Here is a 16,526-nt window from a genome sequence, read left to right on the forward strand (position 1 = left end):
CATACGTTTCGTTCATAAAGCAATGGCGAAGAAAGTTCGGAAAAACACTCTTCGCCATCTATGTAAGGGGAGTCTCCCTTATTTGTTCATTACGATGAAAGCAATAACTACACCGATAATTGGAAGTGCCTCAACTAATGCAACCCCGATGAACATAATTGTTTGAAGTGCGCCTTTTAATTCTGGTTGACGAGCAACACCTTCGATTGTACGTGATACGATAAGACCGTTACCAATACCTGCACCTAATGCTGATAAACCAATTGCAATTGCAGCTGCGATTACACCTAAACTCATTTAATTTGTCCTCCTTTGTATTATAAAAAAATAAATTTTTTCTTACTTAAATTATATTAATGGTCATGGCTTACTTTATGAGCCATATAAACCATCGTTAACATTACGAAAATAAATGACTGGATTGAACCAACGAATACGCTGAATCCCATCCATGCTAACATCGGTACAAGTGCACCTAATGCTCCTAAGAATGATGCCCCGCCTAACTTAGCAAGTAATCCTAATAAGATTTCACCTGCGTAAATGTTACCAAATAAACGAAGACCTAACGTTAATGTGTTAGCAAACTCCTCAATAACCTTTAATGGGAATAAGAATTTCATAGGTTGGAAATAACCTTTAACATATTCTTTCGTACCCTTCATCTTAATTCCATAATAATGGGTGAGGGTAACTACCATCACGGCTAATGTTAATGCAACTGCTGGATCAGACGTTGGTGATCTCCACCATGCAATATGTTCGCCAGCCTCAACTGTTGAATACATGAATGGTAAACCAAGGAAGTTCGATACGATGATAAACATGATAAGCGTAACGCCAAGCGTTAAGAAACGTCCACCTGTTTTCCAATCCATCGTACTATTGATAATCCCTTTCACGAAGTCAAACACCCATTCCATGAAATTTTGCATCCCGGTTGGGCGAAGCGCTAAGCTGCGAGTTCCGATAACAGCGATTAAGAAAACAATAACTGCTGCTACAGTAACCATCATAACTGATGACAAATCGAACGTTAAACCTAGAAATTCAACTAATTTACCGTGTTCCACTAGTAATTCACCTCTCTTCCCTGCTCGTATACTCTAAATAAAGAAAATCTATGATCATGACAAGGTATCCTGTCAGCAATCCTACACCTAAGCCCCACATCGCAATTAACTCTTGATATTTGGCTGCAAATAAAATTAATAACCCAATCGTGGCGAATCTTGAATATGTACTTACCGCTGTCGCCTTAAACTTCACGTTTTCTCCATTTGTTACGCGATCTAATAGCTTGTCTGTTCTACGTGCAATGATGCGCAAACTAAGAAAACTGAAAATCGTTCCGATAATCAGCCCAAGAAATACATCCTTGTAAGAGGTAATTCCCCATCCTAGCACTAGAAGCGCAAGCAAGTAGTACATATATTTCTTTTGTCTTTGGACAAGTCCATGTACGTCTATCATCATTGCTCTCCCGAATAGTAATGTTGAATGAGTCGAATCATTGCGTATACCCCTGTTCCTAACCCGAGTAATAACCCTATAATAAGAAACAACGGAAACGTTCCAACCTTATTATCAATCCATTGCCCACCAAAGATTCCAATAAGAATAGAACCAACTAACTGAGCAAGTATTCCTGACATTAAAGCATACGCTTTTATATGGCTGCGATCGTTTTTTTGCAAGGATTCATCCCTCCAATATGTAACCCTCATTCACGATGTGTTAATAATAACTCATTTTTCTGCATAAATTCTATACAAAATAAAAAGTTTACATTTTCGTCACGGAATAGATGCATTTTTGTCACTGAAAGCCCTACCATCTATCCCCGTTGTTAGCATACAATAGGGTATTAACAGTGTCAACGAGAAATCGTAAAAAATCAAAAAATTTGAGTATTAGGCATTTCCTCCCAAAAATGAAAACGTTCCCCTTCTAAATACTGGTTAGAGATATGCAATTTCTAACAGTTTTCTCTTTATAATAGAAGAAAATGTTCACAAGTTTGTCACTATTATATTTTTAAGATATAGCGCTTTCCTTCCATAATATAGTGTCCCCGAGACGTAAGACTTCTATATTATATGTGATGTGTATATAACTTATGTTGTATATACCCTGTATATTTATCTCCCCCTCCCCCGTGCGCTGAGGGCGAAAAAAAAAACGAGCGGGGAATCCCCCTCTCGTCTGTTGTCTTACTTCGTTCCGAATAAACGGTCACCAGCATCACCAAGACCTGGAACTACATAACCATGGTCATTTAACTTCTCATCTAATGCCGCTACATAAATATCAACATCAGGATGCTCTTCCTGCACTACTTTTACTCCTTCTGGAGCAGCTACGATACACATTAATTTAATTTGCTTTGCACCGCGCTTTTTCAGAGAATTAATTGCTTCAGCCGCAGAACCACCTGTTGCTAGCATCGGATCTAGTACGATAAAGTCACGCTCTTCTACATCCGTTGGAAGTTTCACATAGTATTCTACCGGTTGCAATGTTTTAGGGTCACGGTATAAACCAACGTGTCCTACTTTTGCTGCTGGAATTAATTTCAGAATTCCATCAACCATTCCTAAACCTGCACGTAAAATCGGAATTAAACCAAGTTTTTTACCAGCGATCACTTTTGTTGTCGCTTTGCTTACAGGCGTTTCAATTTCAATGTCTTCAAGTGGAAGGTCACGAGTAATCTCGAAAGCCATTAAGCTTGCTACTTCGTCCACTAATTCACGAAAATCTTTCGTACCTGTATTCTTATCGCGAATATATGTAATCTTATGTTGAATTAACGGGTGATCAAATACATACAGTTTTCCCATGTGAATCTCTCCTTTAGATGATATTCATGCGTTTACACGCTTCTTTACACTATTTACGATTGTAAAGAAAACGCTACTAATATTCAAGGGCAAATTTGGCAAAATCATGATTTTGCGATGAATCTATCTAGTATCTTTACCAATTATGGGAGCTGTATCCTTCATTATATCGCCAAAATTTATTCATCATTTGTATACATACTTTAAAAATAATATATGTCCACAAAAAAGACTGCCAAAACAATTACGTTTCAGCAGTCTTTTTCAATCTATTATAGATCTGTATACATTGGGAATTTGCTCGTTAACGCTTCTACACGCTTACTTGCTTCTTCTAATGCAACTTCATTCTCATGATTTTTTAATGTATAAGCAATAAGTGCCGCAATTTCATCCATTTCTTCTAAACCGAAACCACGAGATGTTACAGCTGCTGTACCGATACGTACGCCGCTTGTTACAAATGGGCTTGCTGTTTCAAATGGAATTGTATTTTTGTTCACTGTAATACCAACTTCATCTAATACGTGCTCTGCTACTTTACCTGTAATTTCTAAGTTACGAACATCAATCAAGATTAAATGATTGTCTGTTCCACCAGAAACAAGTGTAAGTCCTTCTTTTTGAAGACCTTCAGCTAAGCGGTTCGCATTATTAATGATATGTTGTGCATATGTTTTAAACTCATCTTGTAGTGTCTCACCAAATGCAACAGCTTTTGCAGCAATTACGTGCATAAGTGGGCCACCTTGAATACCAGGGAAGATTGATTTATCAATTTGTTTTGCAAATTGCTCTTCACATAAAATCATACCACCACGTGGACCACGTAATGTTTTATGTGTTGTCGTTGTAACGAAATGTGCATGTGGTACTGGGTTTGGATGTAAACCAGCAGCTACTAAACCAGCGATATGTGCCATATCAACCATAAAGTATGCACCCACTTCATCTGCAATCTCACGGAATCGTTTGAAATCGATAACACGAGGATATGCACTTGCACCTGCAACGATTAATTTTGGTTTATGTTCTTTCGCTTTTGCTAATACATCATCGTAATTAATACGGTGAGATTCAGCATCCACGCCATATTCTACGAAATTATATTGTACTCCACTGAAGTTAACAGGGCTTCCGTGTGTTAAGTGACCACCATGAGATAAATTCATACCAAGTACTGTATCGCCTTGCTCTAAAATCGTAAAGTATACTGCCATGTTCGCTTGTGCACCAGAATGTGGTTGAACATTTACATGCTCTGCGCCAAAAATTTCTTTCGCGCGATCACGTGCGATATCTTCTACTACGTCTACGTGTTCACAACCACCATAGTAACGTTTTCCAGGATATCCTTCAGCATACTTATTCGTTAAAACAGAACCTTGCGCCTCCATTACCGCTTCACTTACGAAGTTTTCCGAAGCAATTAGCTCAATCTTTGAACGCTGTCTTCCTAGTTCTGCCTCAATTGCAGCAAATACCTTTTCATCTTGACGTTTTAAATGATTCACCAAAATCCCCCTTTTCTGAACGAATTACATCAATTCCCAATAGTTTTTTCTCATTTATTCAGAAAAAACGAAAATTCAGGTTGTAATTCTTTCGAACCTTCATGTTTTCAACTACATTCTAACATGACTTTCTATATCATAAAAGAAAAAAAAAGACCAAAATTGGTCTTTTCTTTCTTCTATTATAAGGTCAGACTACATACCTTTTACCTTTCGATATAAAGCTGTTATAAGACTTTATAATTTTTCATGTTTAACGGCAAGGAATAGTTTCTTCATTTGCCGCATAAACAGCACGTGCTCCACCTATTAGCTTCCCACGTGTTTTCGCCATCGTTACATGCGCACTTCCTATTTCCTTCACACTTGTACGAACCGGTACAGCTACATGCTTTAAATGCATACCGATAAATGTATCGCCGATATCCATTCCTGCATCTGCTTTAATAAACTCAATTACTACCGGATCTTTAAAATTGTGATACGCATACGTCGCTAATGCACCACCTGCTGATCTAACAGGCGTAACTGTTACAATTTCAAATTGATATTTCATCGCTACATCTCTCTCAACTACTAAAGCACGATTTAAATGCTCACAACATTGAAACGCCAATTCAATACCTGTTCGTTCTTGAAATTGTTTTAATTCAGAAAAAATCGCCTCTGCCACTTCCATCGTTCCTGATGTTCCAATTCTTTCACCTAGCACTTCGCTCGTGCTACACCCCACTACAAAAATTTGGCCACTTTGCAGCGTCGCTTGGTCTTGGAAATCAGAAAGCGACATTTGTAGCTGTTCTCTTACCTTTACGATTTCTGTCATTACGCCTCTTCCTTTCACAGGTTGGTTCACCAAATTATATTTCAAACTACTTATAGTTAGAATCTATTACTTTGTTTCGTACGTTTTAATTTTTCCTACGCGGTTTTCGTGGCGGCCACCTTCATAGTCAGTTGTTAGCCAAATTTTCGCGATATCACGCGCTAGACCAGCTCCAATTACACGCTCGCCCATTGCTAACATGTTAGTGTCATTATGCTCTCTCGTCGCTTTCGCACTGAAAGTATCATGAACTAATGCACAACGAATACCATTTACTTTATTTGCTGCGATTGACATCCCAATGCCTGTCCCGCAAACTAAAATGCCGCGATCCACTTCACCATTTGCTACCATTTCTGCTGCTGGAAACGCAAAATCAGGGTAATCAACAGAACCAGCTTCACATTCACAACCTAAATCAATATATTCAATATTTAACTCTTCTAATAAACTTACAAGTTCTTTACGGATATTCATACCGCCGTGATCAGATGCTACTACTACTTTCATTTTTACCCCTCCAAAGTTTCAATCAATTATCTTCATTTACACTCGCTACCTTAATAGAACGAAGTGATCTCCAATATCGTATTATACACGAAACATCAACCTTCTGAATGTTTTTCCAGTAAAGTTTGTACAAGTTTTTCCATCTCTTCTAACGTTTCTTTATAAATAGAAAGCGATCCGCCAAATGGATCTGAAATATCCTTACTTACACCCTCAGTTAATCCATATAATGTATCCAATTTCTTTTCAACACTCGGATAATGCCCAAGTACAATTTCCCTATGGTTTTCCGTCATTGTTACTACAATATCCGCCCAATTAACCAAAGTATCGTTTACCTGCTGCGCGGCATGATCGATTGAAATTCCTTTTTCAGCTAAAGCTTCCTTCGCATATACCGATGCATCGCTTCCAGGATAGGCGAAAACACCAGCAGATTGCACTTCAAACTTATCTCCTCCATGATGACGAAGCAGCGCCTCAGCCATCGGACTACGACATGTATTGCCAGTGCAAACAAATAACACTCGTTTCATCCAAACCCACCCCTTTTTTCTATTTCCTACCATTTATCCCCGATTGGTGAAGGCTAATAATCAGCGGGAGATGAACAACCTCCACTGATTAAAGTTTCACTTTATCATAGCGTATATTAGAATAGAACAAAAGAAATGTGAATATACGAAAGGCGCATTTCTCTTATATTTTTTCTAAGAAAAATGCGCCTTATCCACATATATGTGAAACCCTATTTCCAAGCACCCAAAGTATTTACCATACATAATGAACACACTACGAAACAAAATAAGGAATCCATTTCATACGAAACAGATTCCTTTCATACAATAATTATTTCATTGTAACTTTCATTACTTCTGTTGAGCCTTTTGTAGCTGTTACACCTACAGTTGTCTTAATAGACTCAGCTGCATCTGTGTTTGTAATAACGATTGGAGTAATTGTGCTTTTCGCTTTTTCACGAATTAATTCTAAGTCGAATGAGATTAATTTATCTCCAGCTTTTACAGCTTGTCCTTCAGAAACGTGAGCTTCGAAACCTTCACCTTCCATTTTTACAGTTTCTAATCCAACGTGGATTAAAATTTCTGTACCGTTTTTCGCTTTAATTCCAATAGCATGTTTCGTGTGGAATAATTGTACGATTTCACCATCAACTGGAGATACAACTACACCTTCAGTAGGATCGATCGCAACACCGTCACCCATCATACGACCAGCGAATACTGGATCTGGTACTTCTTCAATATTTTTCACTGCTCCAGTTAATGGAGCTACGATTGTTTCTTCATTTGTTTTTGAACCAAAACCGAATAATTTTTTAAACATAGGATAGTCCTCCTTATAATTTACCTAAAAGTTTATAGGGCAATCTCTATTCAAGATCGAAATACACGTAAGACTTCATACTTCGAATGTTATACTGTAAAAACTCTTTCGAAATAAATCATGTCATTACTACTAGACTCTTATTGTAGCGCTTCACAAAATTCCAGTCAATTCTGATTGTCTGAATAACAATGAGAAGTTAACTTCTACTTATATTTTCTCTTTTTTTCACTTACTTGTCTAGAGGTCTTTACTACATTTTATTTTTTGTTGTTAATTTGTAAAATTCCTTTCAAATTTTTGTTGAAATACACTTGACTAAAGTAAGTAACTATTTTATTATTACTTACATAAGATAAGTTAATAACTTTTAGGAGGTTTTTAAAATGATGGATATCGGTCTTCTTATTATTCGTCTTATTATAGGAATTACATTCATGGGTCATGGTGCTCAAAAATTATTTGGTTGGTTCGGCGGTTACGGCTTAAAGGGAACTGGCGGCTGGATGGAGTCAATCGGCTTACGTCCTGGTGTGTTTATGGCATTTATGGCTGGCGCAACTGAACTATTAGGTGGTTTCTTATTCGCAGCAGGTATTTTCACTGTAGTTGGTTCTTTATTTATCGTAGGAACAATGTTAGTAGCAATTTTCACAGTTCACGGAAAAAATGGTTACTGGGTAACACAAAACGGATTCGAATATAATTTAATGTTAATCGCTGTCGCTATCGGTGTAGCTTTAATTGGACCTGGCGCTTACGTTTTACTTTAATATTTATCTCTATTTCAAGATATTTACCAAAAAAGAGATTACTTCAGTACAATCGAGGTAATCTCTTTTTTTTACATCATCAAAAAAATATTATTTTCAGCAGGAGATTCCCATTGATATCTTGTAAAGGAACAATAAGTATTCATATTTAGAAAGGGGATTACAACATGTTATCCATTAATCCAAACGAACAAACTGAAAAAGATAATTACAAATTACTAACAGGAAGTATCATTCCACGTCCTGTTGCATTCGTTACTTCTGTAACTAAAGATGGCGTATTGAACGGTGCGCCATATAGTTATTTCAATATCGTCGCTGCCAATCCACCACTTATTTCAGTTTCAGTACAACGCAAAGAAGGAAAACCGAAAGACACTTCCAGAAACGCAATAGAAAAAGGAGAATTTGTCGTACATATTTCTGATGAATCTTACGTAGAAGCAATCAACGAAACAGCAGCGAACCTACCTCCTAATGAAAGTGAAATCGAATTAGCAAAACTAACACCGATTGACAGTGATGTCATTTCAGTACCAGGGGTTAAAGAAGCAAACATTCGAATGGAGTGCATATTAGAACGCGCTATCCCACTCGGCGGAACCGAAGACTCGCCAGCTTGTGACCTACTAATCGGCCGCGTCGTTCGCTTTCACGTCGCTGAACACTTATACGAAAACGGCCGAATTCACGCCGAAGAACTAAAACCAATAAGCCGCCTAGCAGGACACAACTACGCAAAACTAGGAGAACAATTTGAATTAGTAAGGCCAATTTAAAAGTGGAAGCGGCTCGCTCAGAATCGCAGGGCATTGGAGCTCTCTCGCTTGAAGCGCTTTTTGCTTCGATCGAGAGAGCGAAATGACCGGAGGTTCTAGCCGCTGGAGCTGGATACATCTAAAAGTGGAAGCGGCTCGCTCAGAATGAGAGGGGGATGGAGCTCCTGACGTAGAGACGCTTTTTGCCTCGCAGGAAGGCGCGAAGCCACCGACCATTCTAGCCGCTGGAGCTGGATACATTTAAAAGTGGAAGAGCTGGCCACTGGAACTGGATACCACCGAAAAGCTCCAGCTTCATCACTCAAACATACCCCCCGCTGAAAGCGGGGGATTTTTTATCGTAATTCTTCGTTCTTCTCCTCTAATGCCGGGAATTTCTCTTTTTTAGATCTACCAAGCTTTATTACAAAGAAATATAAAGAAAGTAACGTAATAAGGAAAACAATTAAAAACGGGTACGGAGAATAAAAAGTACGCGCCGCCTCCGATTTTCCTGCAACAAATTTTAATGATTCGATATCTAAAAACTCAGCAAACATTTGTACACCGAGCATACTGAACCAAAAAACAAAAAAACTAATAATAATACCAAAAACTTGCTTCAATCTCGTCATTCATCTCATCCTTTCTATATTTGTAATTTTTTAGTGTGATCAATATAGTACAAACGAAACTATGCACAGAAAGGAACTATCTCACCATTCACGAATTAACTTAATCCAACCTAACATCGAAATTTGCAAAATAACACCCAATATTATAAGTCTTCTTAGCCATCGAGGAAAGAAGGTTAAAAGCTTAACATACCATTCCAATAGCTTGTTCATAATTCCCTCCTACATAAAATTATATAGGAAAAAGGAGATACAATCCAAACCCAACAAGAATAATACCACCTACTATTTCACCGTATGTGCCAAGTATATTTTTGGCATGGCTACCAAGCAATAAACCCATCCAAGCCAGTAACATACTTATTAGTCCGAACAATAATATCGTAATAATTGTCTCTGCTCCGTAAATTCCAAGACTAAGACCTACTGAAAAACTATCTATACTGACACCAAATGCAAATACAAATAAACTAATTCCAATTGGAGCAGTTCTAGTCTCTTCCCCTTCTAAAATAGACGAATATACGATATAGAACCCTAGCCCAATTAATAAAATAGCTCCTGCAAAATTTGCGACATCCCCATACCTCTCTGATAGAAAACGTCCTAGTACCATTCCGATAAATGGCATAATAATATGAAATATCCCAATCGTCATACCGATATAAAGGATTTGTCTTAACTTTAATGTTACCATCCCCATACCGAGGCTCACTGAAAATGCATCCATCCCCAGGGCGAATGCCATAATTATTAAAGGTATTAATTGTTCAAGTGTCATTCATATCCCCCCTCGGACGTGCTACTTCACAATATGCTTATCCGAGGAGAAATATTCTGTTTGCTAAAGGTACATTATCATTCAATAATAATCTGATGTCCCGCAGCTTTTGTTAAACGATTCATAATTGCATTTCCTATGCCTTCATTCGGGAATGATTCACTAAAAATAACATCTACTTCACTTGCATCAAACGTTCTAAGCACATCATATAACTTAGTCGCAACGCTGGCTAAATCGCTTCGCACACCACAAGACAATACAACATCTGCACTATACACATGCTGATACTCTTCTGTCGTTAATACACCTACTTTAAACCCTTCTTTCTTCTTCTCATCTACAATACGTTGAATAAACTCACGGGACCCTTCAACAATACTAAGTGGCGCTTTCGGTGCATAATGTGTATATTTCATTCCAGGTGATTTTGGTTTTTCTTTCTCATCCTTTAAAGCTGGATCTAAAGAAACATTTCCTATCACTGCTTCTAATTGCTCCTTCGTAATCCCGCCTGGACGTAAAATCGTCGGAACCTCGCTCGTACAATCAATTACAGTTGACTCAACGCCTACTCCTGTTGCCCCGCCATCAACAATACCAGCAATTTTCCCGTTTAAATCTTCATACACATGAGAAGCTAACGTTGGACTTGGGCGTCCTGAACGATTCGCACTCGGTGCCGCAACAGGCACGTTTGCCTCTTCAATAAGAGCGAGCGCTACTGGATGATCCGGCATCCTCACTCCAACTGTATTAAGTCCGGCCGTAACCCTCTCTGAAATCCCTTTTTTTCTCGGTAAAATGATTGTTAATGGTCCTGGCCAAAAATGCTCCATTAACTTTTCTGCAACCGGCGGAATTTCTCTTACGATACCATCTAACTGAGATTTCGTTCCTATGTGGACAATCAGTGGATTATCGCTCGGTCTCCCTTTCGCTTCAAAAATTTTCGCTATCGCTTCATCATCCATTGCGTTTGCTCCTAACCCATATACCGTTTCCGTTGGGAAGGCCACCGCTTCATTTTCTCTTAATAATCTCGCTGCTTCTTTTAATTGTGGATAATATTTTTTTCTTTCCACAACATTATCCACAACCCACATATTTGTATGCATTTTTTCCCACGTCCTTTTCTACCATGAAATACTTGTCTATTTTTAGTTTACTATGAGATTTATCCAAAAGACAAACAAGGTTTATCCACAAAATGTGGATAAACCTTGTTAATCCGTGGATAACTTTGTGAATAGCTGACAATTTAGTATTATTGCATTTAGCTCTTTTATATTTTTACAAAAGTGTTCTAACTGTCGAATTTCCTCTGGCACTTCCTCTTTCTCTATAATGACAAAGTTAAAAAACTGAAAGATTGTCACCGATTGTGGATGATTTGTGAGTAAGTACAATTGTCGAATATCTTTTTCTTTCATATACTGCAAAAACATCTCAAAAAAATATAAGAAAGTCTGTTTATCCACATTAGGTGTGAATAAACAAGAACGGATAAGTGCATTTTTCCCACCTTGTTCATATCCAACTACCGCTCGTATTTCTCCCGCCTCTTCCAAGATCATAAATTGTGCGTACAACTCATTTATTTTATCATCTTTTTTATTAGCTTGTCCGAAAAAAGAATGCAATCTTTCTACATCTGCTTTCGTAGCAAAATACACGTTCTTCATAGTAAATCCCTCCTCATTGATATATATGAGGAAGGATTTATTAATAGTACTATTTAGAGAATAAAGATGTAAAAGCTTCGACGATAAATAATTTAACCTCTGGTTTTTCTTCTTCCTCTTCTACTGTTACATACTCATTTTCCTTTTCTTGCTTTTGCTCCACAGGTTTTTCCACTTTTTCCACAGTTTTTGTTTCTACTGTTTTTACCGGCTGTTCTTCTACTTGCGTTTCATGTTTTACTACTTTCTTTTCCTGGGCTCTTACTTTTTCAGCTTTTTCCGGCTTTACTACTTTCGTTTCTTTCACCTTATCCACTTTCTTCTCCGGTACATCCACTACTTCCTCATCTGGTTGTCTCACCTGCTCCTCTTCAGGAGATTCAGCTTTCACAACATGTTCTTCTTTCCTTACAGCTGTACCACTTGAAAAATCTAAGAAACACATCGGTGGAAATAATACACACCACCAGTTTGCACCTTCACCTTTTCCAATTGTAATAAGTACCGCTTCATATTCTCCTGCCGGATAAATAAAATTCCCATATACCTTTGTAGGAAACTTCACATTCTTACCGAATTTCACTTGAAACGCCTCTTTACTTCCTTCTCTTTTCAGCGTATTCTCCACTGTCTTTTCAATTTCAGGAATATGATTTTGAATTACTTTTCGAGCTTCTTCAAATGACGTTAAATCCGCTACCCATCCATCAATTTGCGCTTTCACTTCATCACGTACTTTACGTTTTAATGCCTGATCTTTATCGGAATCACTATTAGCTAAAATACGTAATCGAACGGCCTCTTTCGGAATAACAGTAGGCCCTTTTGCATCAGCTTTCATATATCCAAACTGCACAAGTAACTGTGCACCAATTAATAATAAAAGAAAATAAGCAATAACTTGTTTTTTCATTTCCTCCACCGTCCCCTCTAGAAACAGTGTGGACAGAGTTACTTCTTTCTAAACTATTAAATTCAAAATCTATATAAAAAACCGATAGAAAAGCATTTTTTTAATTGGCGAGAGGGACTGGCTATGTATAGGAGCGGTCAGGGCCTTTTCCCGCCACGCACAAAGTTTTAAAACAAAGACAGGTAACAAAGTGCGTGTCCATTTTTATCTTTATGACAGCAATCTATAGGTAATAAGGTACGTATTTTCGCTGGAATAATACCCCTTACCAAAATTCTAAATAAAATGTATGGCTGAGTAGTTACGAATTTTTCATACAAAAAATAGAGTAAGGCTTATACCTTACTCTATCTCTGCAAATACCATGCGATCTTTTCCATTAATATCAAATACAACTTCAACTTGAGCGCGCGGGAAAGTTTGCTGTAATAATGCTTTCACATCTTCACCTTGCCCTACACCAATTTCAAACGCCACAATCGCCTTTTTCTGTAATACATTCGGCAATTCCTCCATAAAACGACGATAGAAATCTAGTCCATCTTCACCACCAACAAGCGCACGCTTCGGCTCATGCTCCTTCACAACAGTAGAAAGACCACGCCAATCTTCCTCTGGTATGTACGGAGGATTGGAAACAACAACATCTAACTTCTGACCTGTTTCATAAAACGGAGACAGTAAATCGCCGTGATAGAAAGTTACATCCGCCCCTAAAGTTTTTGCATTTTCTTTTGCAACTTCAATCGACTCCTGCGCGATATCTACTGTATACACATGAAGATTTTTATTTTCTAAAGCGAGCGTAATAGAAATCGCTCCACTACCTGTTCCGATATCCGCTATGTGAAGCTCCTCATTACCGAAATGGCGCTCAATTCTCTCTAGCACCCCAACTATAAGTTCCTCTGTTTCCGGTCTTGGTATCAATACCTCTTCATTTACAAAGAATGATCGGCCATAAAACATTTCATAACCAAGCATATATTGGATCGGAATACCTTCTACGTGCTTGTGGATAAATTGTGCAAAACTTTTCTCTTGTTCCGCAGTTATTTCTTCACGCATATTCATGAGCATTCCGGTTCTGTTCGTCTTTAATACATGACAAAGGACAATTTCTCCCGCATTTTCATCTCGTCCATTTTCCTGTAAAAAAGAAGAAGCCCATTTCAGGGCTTCATAGACACGCATTACTCAGCTGCCTCCATCTTTTGAGCCTGATCTTCCATCACTAAGGCATTGATGAAATCATCTAACTTACCTTGTAGGATTTGATCTAGCTTTTGAATCGTTAAACCGATTCGATGGTCTGTAACACGGTTTTGCGGGAAATTATACGTACGAATACGCTCTGAACGATCTCCCGTACCAACAGCTTGTTTACGGTTTTGATCATACTCAGCTTGCGCTTCTTGTCTAAATTTATCATAAACACGTGCGCGTAATACTTTCATCGCTTTTTCTTTATTCTTAATTTGTGATTTCTCGTCCTGACAAGATACAACTACACCAGTCGGTAAATGTGTTAAACGTACCGCTGACATCGTTGTATTAACGCTTTGTCCACCAGGGCCACTAGAAGCAAACGTATCAACACGAACATCTTTTTCATGAATATTAATTTCTACTTCTTCTGCCTCTGGTAATACAGCTACAGTCGCTGTAGATGTATGAATACGTCCACCAGATTCCGTTTCAGGAACACGTTGTACACGGTGAGCACCATTCTCGAATTTCAGCTTCGCGAAAGCACCTTTACCATTAATCATAAAGATAATCTCTTTATATCCACCTAACTCTGTATAGCTCGCTTCGATAATTTCAGTTTTCCAACCTTGCACCTCAGCATAACGGCTATACATACGATATAAATCACCAGCAAATAAAGCTGCCTCGTCACCACCAGCAGCGCCACGAACCTCAACGATAACGTTTTTATCATCATTAGGGTCTTTTGGAACAAGTAAAATTTTCAGACGTTCTGATAATGTTTTCTCTTGTCCTTCTAATTCAGAAACCTCTTCTTTTACCATATCACGCATATCAGCGTCTAACTTATCTTCTAACATTGCTTTTGCATCTCGTAATTGCTCACGAACATCTTTATACTCACGGTACACCTCTACCGTGTCCTGAATATCAGATTGCTCTTTTGAATACTCACGAAGCTTATTTGTATCGCTAATAACCTCTGGGTCACTTAACAATTCATTCAACTTCTCATAACGATTTTCTACAGCTTGCAAACGATCTAACACACCATTCACCTCTACATCCTAGTATCTAATACAAATAGTATATGGTACTTAATCAAAAAAACGCAAATTATATTTAAAAGCGCAGGTGGCTTGTTCAGAATCGCAGGACACTTTAAGCTCTCGACCTTGAAGTGCTCTTTGCTTCGAGTGAGAGAGCGAAATGACCGGAGATTCTAGCCGCTGGAGCTAGATAATATTTAAAAGCGCAAGCGGCTCGCTCAGCTCTGACTGGCTAAGGTTCTCTCGCACAAAAGGTGCTTTTCACCTTGAGTAGCGTCGGTTCTTAGACACGAAGAGCTTGCCACCAATCTTCATCTATTTTCGAAAAAAACCCGCTCTACATAGCGAGTTTCACTTATCTTTGTTTTGTAGGTACTGCATGACAATGACGACAACGTGGTTCATACGATTCTGAAGCCCCAACTAAAATAATTGGATCATCAAATGCCGCTGGTTCTCCATCGATTAAACGTTGCGTACGACTTGCAGGAGATCCACATTCAGAACAAACTGCCTGCAATTTAGTTACATGTTCAGCAATCGCCATCAGCTGAGGAACTTGTCCAAATGGTAGACCACGGAAATCTTGGTCTAATCCAGCTACAATGACACGATAGCCACGATTTGCCAATACTTGCACCACTTCCACAATGTCCCCATCAAAAAATTGTACCTCATCGATTGCAATAACATCCATTTCTTCTGTTACATGGTTAAATATATCTTTTGAAGCTGAAACAGGAACTGCTTTAACCTTTAATCCATTATGTGATACAACATCTTCTTCACTATAACGATTATCAATACATGGTTTAAATACAATTGCATGTTGTTTCGCAAATTGTGTACGGCGTATACGGCGGATGAGCTCTTCTGATTTTCCAGAAAACATACTCCCGCAAATCACTTCAATCCAACCATTTTGATTCATTAAGTACATTGAGCTCTCCTTTCATCTACTTTCCTAATCCAAAGTAGGGTAAAGGTTTAATATTTTCGCAAAAAAAACAGACAAGCGAATACATACACTTGCCTGTTTTATGTTCTTTATTACTTAATACCGTATTTCTTATTGAAGCGGTCAACACGTCCGTCTGCAGTAGCAAACTTCTGACGTCCAGTGTAGAATGGGTGAGAATCAGAACTGATCTCAATTTTTAGTAATGGATAAGTGTTACCATCTTCCCACTCAACAGTTTCGCTAGAGCCTTTTGTAGACCCGCTTAAGAATTTGAAGCCAGTGTTCGTGTCCATAAATACAACTTTATTGTAATTTGGATGGATTCCTGCTTTCATTCTTTTCATCTCCTTCCGCCCTGAATCATTTTCGAAACAGAGTTTTTCATCTTCAGCTGCTTACACAACTATATTGATGAAACACATATGATGAAATTATAACAAGGCTAACTCCATTTTGCAACTACCTGTTTTTGTCTTTTTAAAATTAAAAGTGGAGGCGGCTCGCTCAGCTCTGACTGGCTAAGGTTCTCTCGCACAAAAGGTGCTTTTTACCTTTAGTGCGTGAGGTTCTTAGACACGAAGAGCTAGCCGCCGGAACTGGATATCAATTAAAAGCGCAAGCGGCTCGTTCAGAATCCAGGTCACTTCGAGCGAGAGAGCGAAATGACCGGAGATTCTAGCCGCTGGAGATGGATTAAGTAAAAAGCGTAAGCAGCTCGT

Annotated in this window: 23 protein-coding genes; 2 read left to right on the forward strand and 21 right to left on the reverse strand. The window is 38.3% G+C overall.

Annotated features, from left to right (window positions below; translation table 11 throughout):
- Nucleotides 1-78 precede the first annotated feature (78 nt).
- From atpE to JFT89_RS17730, 11 genes are all read right to left on the reverse strand, one after another.
- Nucleotides 79-297 carry a F0F1 ATP synthase subunit C gene (gene atpE / locus JFT89_RS17680; protein ID WP_000052064.1) on the reverse strand — a complete coding sequence of 73 codons (219 nt, stop codon included), beginning with the start codon at nucleotides 295-297 and terminating at the stop codon, nucleotides 79-81.
- A 56-nt stretch (nucleotides 298-353) separates the two neighbouring features.
- Nucleotides 354-1,073: a F0F1 ATP synthase subunit A gene (gene atpB / locus JFT89_RS17685; protein ID WP_000399874.1), complete on the reverse strand. Its 720-nt coding sequence runs from the start codon at nucleotides 1,071-1,073 to the stop codon at nucleotides 354-356.
- Between the two features lie 7 nt (nucleotides 1,074-1,080).
- Nucleotides 1,081-1,473: an ATP synthase subunit I gene (locus JFT89_RS17690; RefSeq protein WP_002016288.1), complete on the reverse strand. Its 393-nt coding sequence runs from the start codon at nucleotides 1,471-1,473 to the stop codon at nucleotides 1,081-1,083.
- On the reverse strand, nucleotides 1,473-1,697 hold the full coding sequence (locus tag JFT89_RS17695) for an AtpZ/AtpI family protein (protein ID WP_002089742.1): 225 nt from the start codon (nucleotides 1,695-1,697) through the stop codon (nucleotides 1,473-1,475). The genes JFT89_RS17690 and JFT89_RS17695 overlap by 1 nt, the downstream gene beginning before the upstream one ends.
- A gap of 26 nt (nucleotides 1,698-1,723) precedes the next feature.
- A complete protein-coding gene (locus JFT89_RS17700) occupies nucleotides 1,724-1,837 on the reverse strand; it encodes a DUF4024 domain-containing protein (RefSeq protein WP_000232963.1) in 114 nt (37 codons plus the stop codon).
- A 376-nt stretch (nucleotides 1,838-2,213) separates the two neighbouring features.
- Nucleotides 2,214-2,843 (reverse strand): uracil phosphoribosyltransferase, encoded by a 630-nt coding sequence (gene upp / locus JFT89_RS17705; protein WP_000517533.1) that lies wholly within the window; start codon nucleotides 2,841-2,843, stop codon nucleotides 2,214-2,216.
- Nucleotides 2,844-3,115: 272 nt separating this feature from the next.
- The gene (gene glyA / locus JFT89_RS17710; protein ID WP_002016291.1) at nucleotides 3,116-4,357 is read right to left on the reverse strand and encodes a serine hydroxymethyltransferase; all 1,242 of its coding nucleotides are present in this window, start codon (nucleotides 4,355-4,357) and stop codon (nucleotides 3,116-3,118) included.
- A 253-nt stretch (nucleotides 4,358-4,610) separates the two neighbouring features.
- A complete protein-coding gene (locus JFT89_RS17715) occupies nucleotides 4,611-5,183 on the reverse strand; it encodes a TIGR01440 family protein (protein ID WP_201040422.1) in 573 nt (190 codons plus the stop codon).
- 66 nt (nucleotides 5,184-5,249) lie between these two features.
- Complete coding sequence (gene rpiB / locus JFT89_RS17720) at nucleotides 5,250-5,693, reverse strand: ribose 5-phosphate isomerase B (protein WP_000869917.1); 444 nt, start codon at nucleotides 5,691-5,693, stop codon at nucleotides 5,250-5,252.
- 95 nt (nucleotides 5,694-5,788) lie between these two features.
- Nucleotides 5,789-6,229, reverse strand: coding sequence for a low molecular weight protein arginine phosphatase (locus JFT89_RS17725; RefSeq protein WP_201040423.1), 441 nt, complete (start codon nucleotides 6,227-6,229; stop codon nucleotides 5,789-5,791).
- A gap of 313 nt (nucleotides 6,230-6,542) precedes the next feature.
- Entirely contained in the window at nucleotides 6,543-7,040 is a 498-nt protein-coding gene (locus tag JFT89_RS17730) for a PTS sugar transporter subunit IIA (protein ID WP_002016294.1), read from the reverse strand.
- Nucleotides 7,041-7,426: 386 nt separating this feature from the next.
- Between JFT89_RS17730 and JFT89_RS17735 the strand changes: the two genes are divergently transcribed.
- Together JFT89_RS17735 and JFT89_RS17740 are read left to right on the forward strand one after the other, a co-directional pair.
- Nucleotides 7,427-7,813 (forward strand): DoxX family protein, encoded by a 387-nt coding sequence (locus JFT89_RS17735; RefSeq protein ID WP_002068579.1) that lies wholly within the window; start codon nucleotides 7,427-7,429, stop codon nucleotides 7,811-7,813.
- A gap of 167 nt (nucleotides 7,814-7,980) precedes the next feature.
- Nucleotides 7,981-8,592, forward strand: a complete 612-nt coding sequence (locus JFT89_RS17740) for a flavin reductase family protein (RefSeq protein WP_002034901.1) — start codon at nucleotides 7,981-7,983, stop codon at nucleotides 8,590-8,592.
- 335 nt (nucleotides 8,593-8,927) lie between these two features.
- On the opposite strand, the gene JFT89_RS17745 is transcribed toward JFT89_RS17740, so the two are convergent.
- The 10 genes from JFT89_RS17745 to JFT89_RS17785 form a co-directional block, all read right to left on the reverse strand.
- Complete coding sequence (locus JFT89_RS17745; RefSeq protein WP_002034899.1) at nucleotides 8,928-9,206, reverse strand: DUF3935 domain-containing protein; 279 nt, start codon at nucleotides 9,204-9,206, stop codon at nucleotides 8,928-8,930.
- Nucleotides 9,207-9,287: 81 nt separating this feature from the next.
- Entirely contained in the window at nucleotides 9,288-9,419 is a 132-nt protein-coding gene (locus tag JFT89_RS30520; protein WP_002139014.1) for a hypothetical protein, read from the reverse strand.
- Between the two features lie 19 nt (nucleotides 9,420-9,438).
- Entirely contained in the window at nucleotides 9,439-9,987 is a 549-nt protein-coding gene (locus JFT89_RS17750; protein ID WP_002016298.1) for a manganese efflux pump MntP, read from the reverse strand.
- A gap of 77 nt (nucleotides 9,988-10,064) precedes the next feature.
- Nucleotides 10,065-11,105 (reverse strand): L-threonylcarbamoyladenylate synthase, encoded by a 1,041-nt coding sequence (locus tag JFT89_RS17755; protein WP_002016299.1) that lies wholly within the window; start codon nucleotides 11,103-11,105, stop codon nucleotides 10,065-10,067.
- A gap of 108 nt (nucleotides 11,106-11,213) precedes the next feature.
- Nucleotides 11,214-11,672 (reverse strand): GNAT family N-acetyltransferase, encoded by a 459-nt coding sequence (locus JFT89_RS17760; protein ID WP_002068573.1) that lies wholly within the window; start codon nucleotides 11,670-11,672, stop codon nucleotides 11,214-11,216.
- A 49-nt stretch (nucleotides 11,673-11,721) separates the two neighbouring features.
- Nucleotides 11,722-12,585 carry a stage II sporulation protein R gene (gene spoIIR / locus JFT89_RS17765; protein ID WP_016096485.1) on the reverse strand — a complete coding sequence of 288 codons (864 nt, stop codon included), beginning with the start codon at nucleotides 12,583-12,585 and terminating at the stop codon, nucleotides 11,722-11,724.
- A 342-nt stretch (nucleotides 12,586-12,927) separates the two neighbouring features.
- On the reverse strand, nucleotides 12,928-13,779 hold the full coding sequence (gene prmC, locus JFT89_RS17770; RefSeq protein WP_016096484.1) for a peptide chain release factor N(5)-glutamine methyltransferase: 852 nt from the start codon (nucleotides 13,777-13,779) through the stop codon (nucleotides 12,928-12,930).
- The gene (prfA, locus tag JFT89_RS17775) at nucleotides 13,779-14,846 is read right to left on the reverse strand and encodes a peptide chain release factor 1 (RefSeq protein ID WP_002139009.1); all 1,068 of its coding nucleotides are present in this window, start codon (nucleotides 14,844-14,846) and stop codon (nucleotides 13,779-13,781) included. Before prfA ends, prmC begins: the two co-directional genes overlap by 1 nt.
- A 355-nt stretch (nucleotides 14,847-15,201) precedes the next feature.
- A complete protein-coding gene (locus JFT89_RS17780; protein WP_002016305.1) occupies nucleotides 15,202-15,786 on the reverse strand; it encodes a thymidine kinase in 585 nt (194 codons plus the stop codon).
- A 110-nt stretch (nucleotides 15,787-15,896) separates the two neighbouring features.
- Nucleotides 15,897-16,142, reverse strand: coding sequence for a type B 50S ribosomal protein L31 (locus JFT89_RS17785; RefSeq protein ID WP_000643447.1), 246 nt, complete (start codon nucleotides 16,140-16,142; stop codon nucleotides 15,897-15,899).
- Nucleotides 16,143-16,526: the final 384 nt, after the last annotated feature.

The organism is Bacillus sp. TH25, from assembly GCF_016650935.1.
GTDB lineage: Bacteria > Bacillota > Bacilli > Bacillales > Bacillaceae_G > Bacillus_A > Bacillus_A mycoides.

What these genes read in the sequence shown, in the direction of transcription:
- JFT89_RS17785 (WP_000643447.1), bottom strand. Translation starts at nt 16,142, where the DNA reads ATGAAAGCAGGAATCCATCCAAATTACAATAAAGTTGTATTTATGGAC.
- JFT89_RS17780 (WP_002016305.1), bottom strand. Translation starts at nt 15,786, where the DNA reads ATGTACTTAATGAATCAAAATGGTTGGATTGAAGTGATTTGCGGGAGT.
- JFT89_RS17725 (WP_201040423.1), bottom strand. Translation starts at nt 6,229, where the DNA reads ATGAAACGAGTGTTATTTGTTTGCACTGGCAATACATGTCGTAGTCCG.
- upp (WP_000517533.1), bottom strand. Translation starts at nt 2,843, where the DNA reads ATGGGAAAACTGTATGTATTTGATCACCCGTTAATTCAACATAAGATT.
- JFT89_RS17735 (WP_002068579.1), top strand. Translation starts at nt 7,427, where the DNA reads ATGATGGATATCGGTCTTCTTATTATTCGTCTTATTATAGGAATTACA.
- JFT89_RS30520 (WP_002139014.1), bottom strand. Translation starts at nt 9,419, where the DNA reads ATGAACAAGCTATTGGAATGGTATGTTAAGCTTTTAACCTTCTTTCCT.
- prmC (WP_016096484.1), bottom strand. Translation starts at nt 13,779, where the DNA reads ATGCGTGTCTATGAAGCCCTGAAATGGGCTTCTTCTTTTTTACAGGAA.
- JFT89_RS17755 (WP_002016299.1), bottom strand. Translation starts at nt 11,105, where the DNA reads ATGCATACAAATATGTGGGTTGTGGATAATGTTGTGGAAAGAAAAAAA.
- JFT89_RS17700 (WP_000232963.1), bottom strand. Translation starts at nt 1,837, where the DNA reads ATGGTAGGGCTTTCAGTGACAAAAATGCATCTATTCCGTGACGAAAAT.
- JFT89_RS17750 (WP_002016298.1), bottom strand. Translation starts at nt 9,987, where the DNA reads ATGACACTTGAACAATTAATACCTTTAATAATTATGGCATTCGCCCTG.
- rpiB (WP_000869917.1), bottom strand. Translation starts at nt 5,693, where the DNA reads ATGAAAGTAGTAGTAGCATCTGATCACGGCGGTATGAATATCCGTAAA.
- JFT89_RS17760 (WP_002068573.1), bottom strand. Translation starts at nt 11,672, where the DNA reads ATGAAGAACGTGTATTTTGCTACGAAAGCAGATGTAGAAAGATTGCAT.
- spoIIR (WP_016096485.1), bottom strand. Translation starts at nt 12,585, where the DNA reads ATGAAAAAACAAGTTATTGCTTATTTTCTTTTATTATTAATTGGTGCA.
- JFT89_RS17740 (WP_002034901.1), top strand. Translation starts at nt 7,981, where the DNA reads ATGTTATCCATTAATCCAAACGAACAAACTGAAAAAGATAATTACAAA.
- JFT89_RS17690 (WP_002016288.1), bottom strand. Translation starts at nt 1,473, where the DNA reads ATGATAGACGTACATGGACTTGTCCAAAGACAAAAGAAATATATGTAC.
- atpE (WP_000052064.1), bottom strand. Translation starts at nt 297, where the DNA reads ATGAGTTTAGGTGTAATCGCAGCTGCAATTGCAATTGGTTTATCAGCA.
- JFT89_RS17715 (WP_201040422.1), bottom strand. Translation starts at nt 5,183, where the DNA reads ATGACAGAAATCGTAAAGGTAAGAGAACAGCTACAAATGTCGCTTTCT.
- JFT89_RS17745 (WP_002034899.1), bottom strand. Translation starts at nt 9,206, where the DNA reads ATGACGAGATTGAAGCAAGTTTTTGGTATTATTATTAGTTTTTTTGTT.
- JFT89_RS17730 (WP_002016294.1), bottom strand. Translation starts at nt 7,040, where the DNA reads ATGTTTAAAAAATTATTCGGTTTTGGTTCAAAAACAAATGAAGAAACA.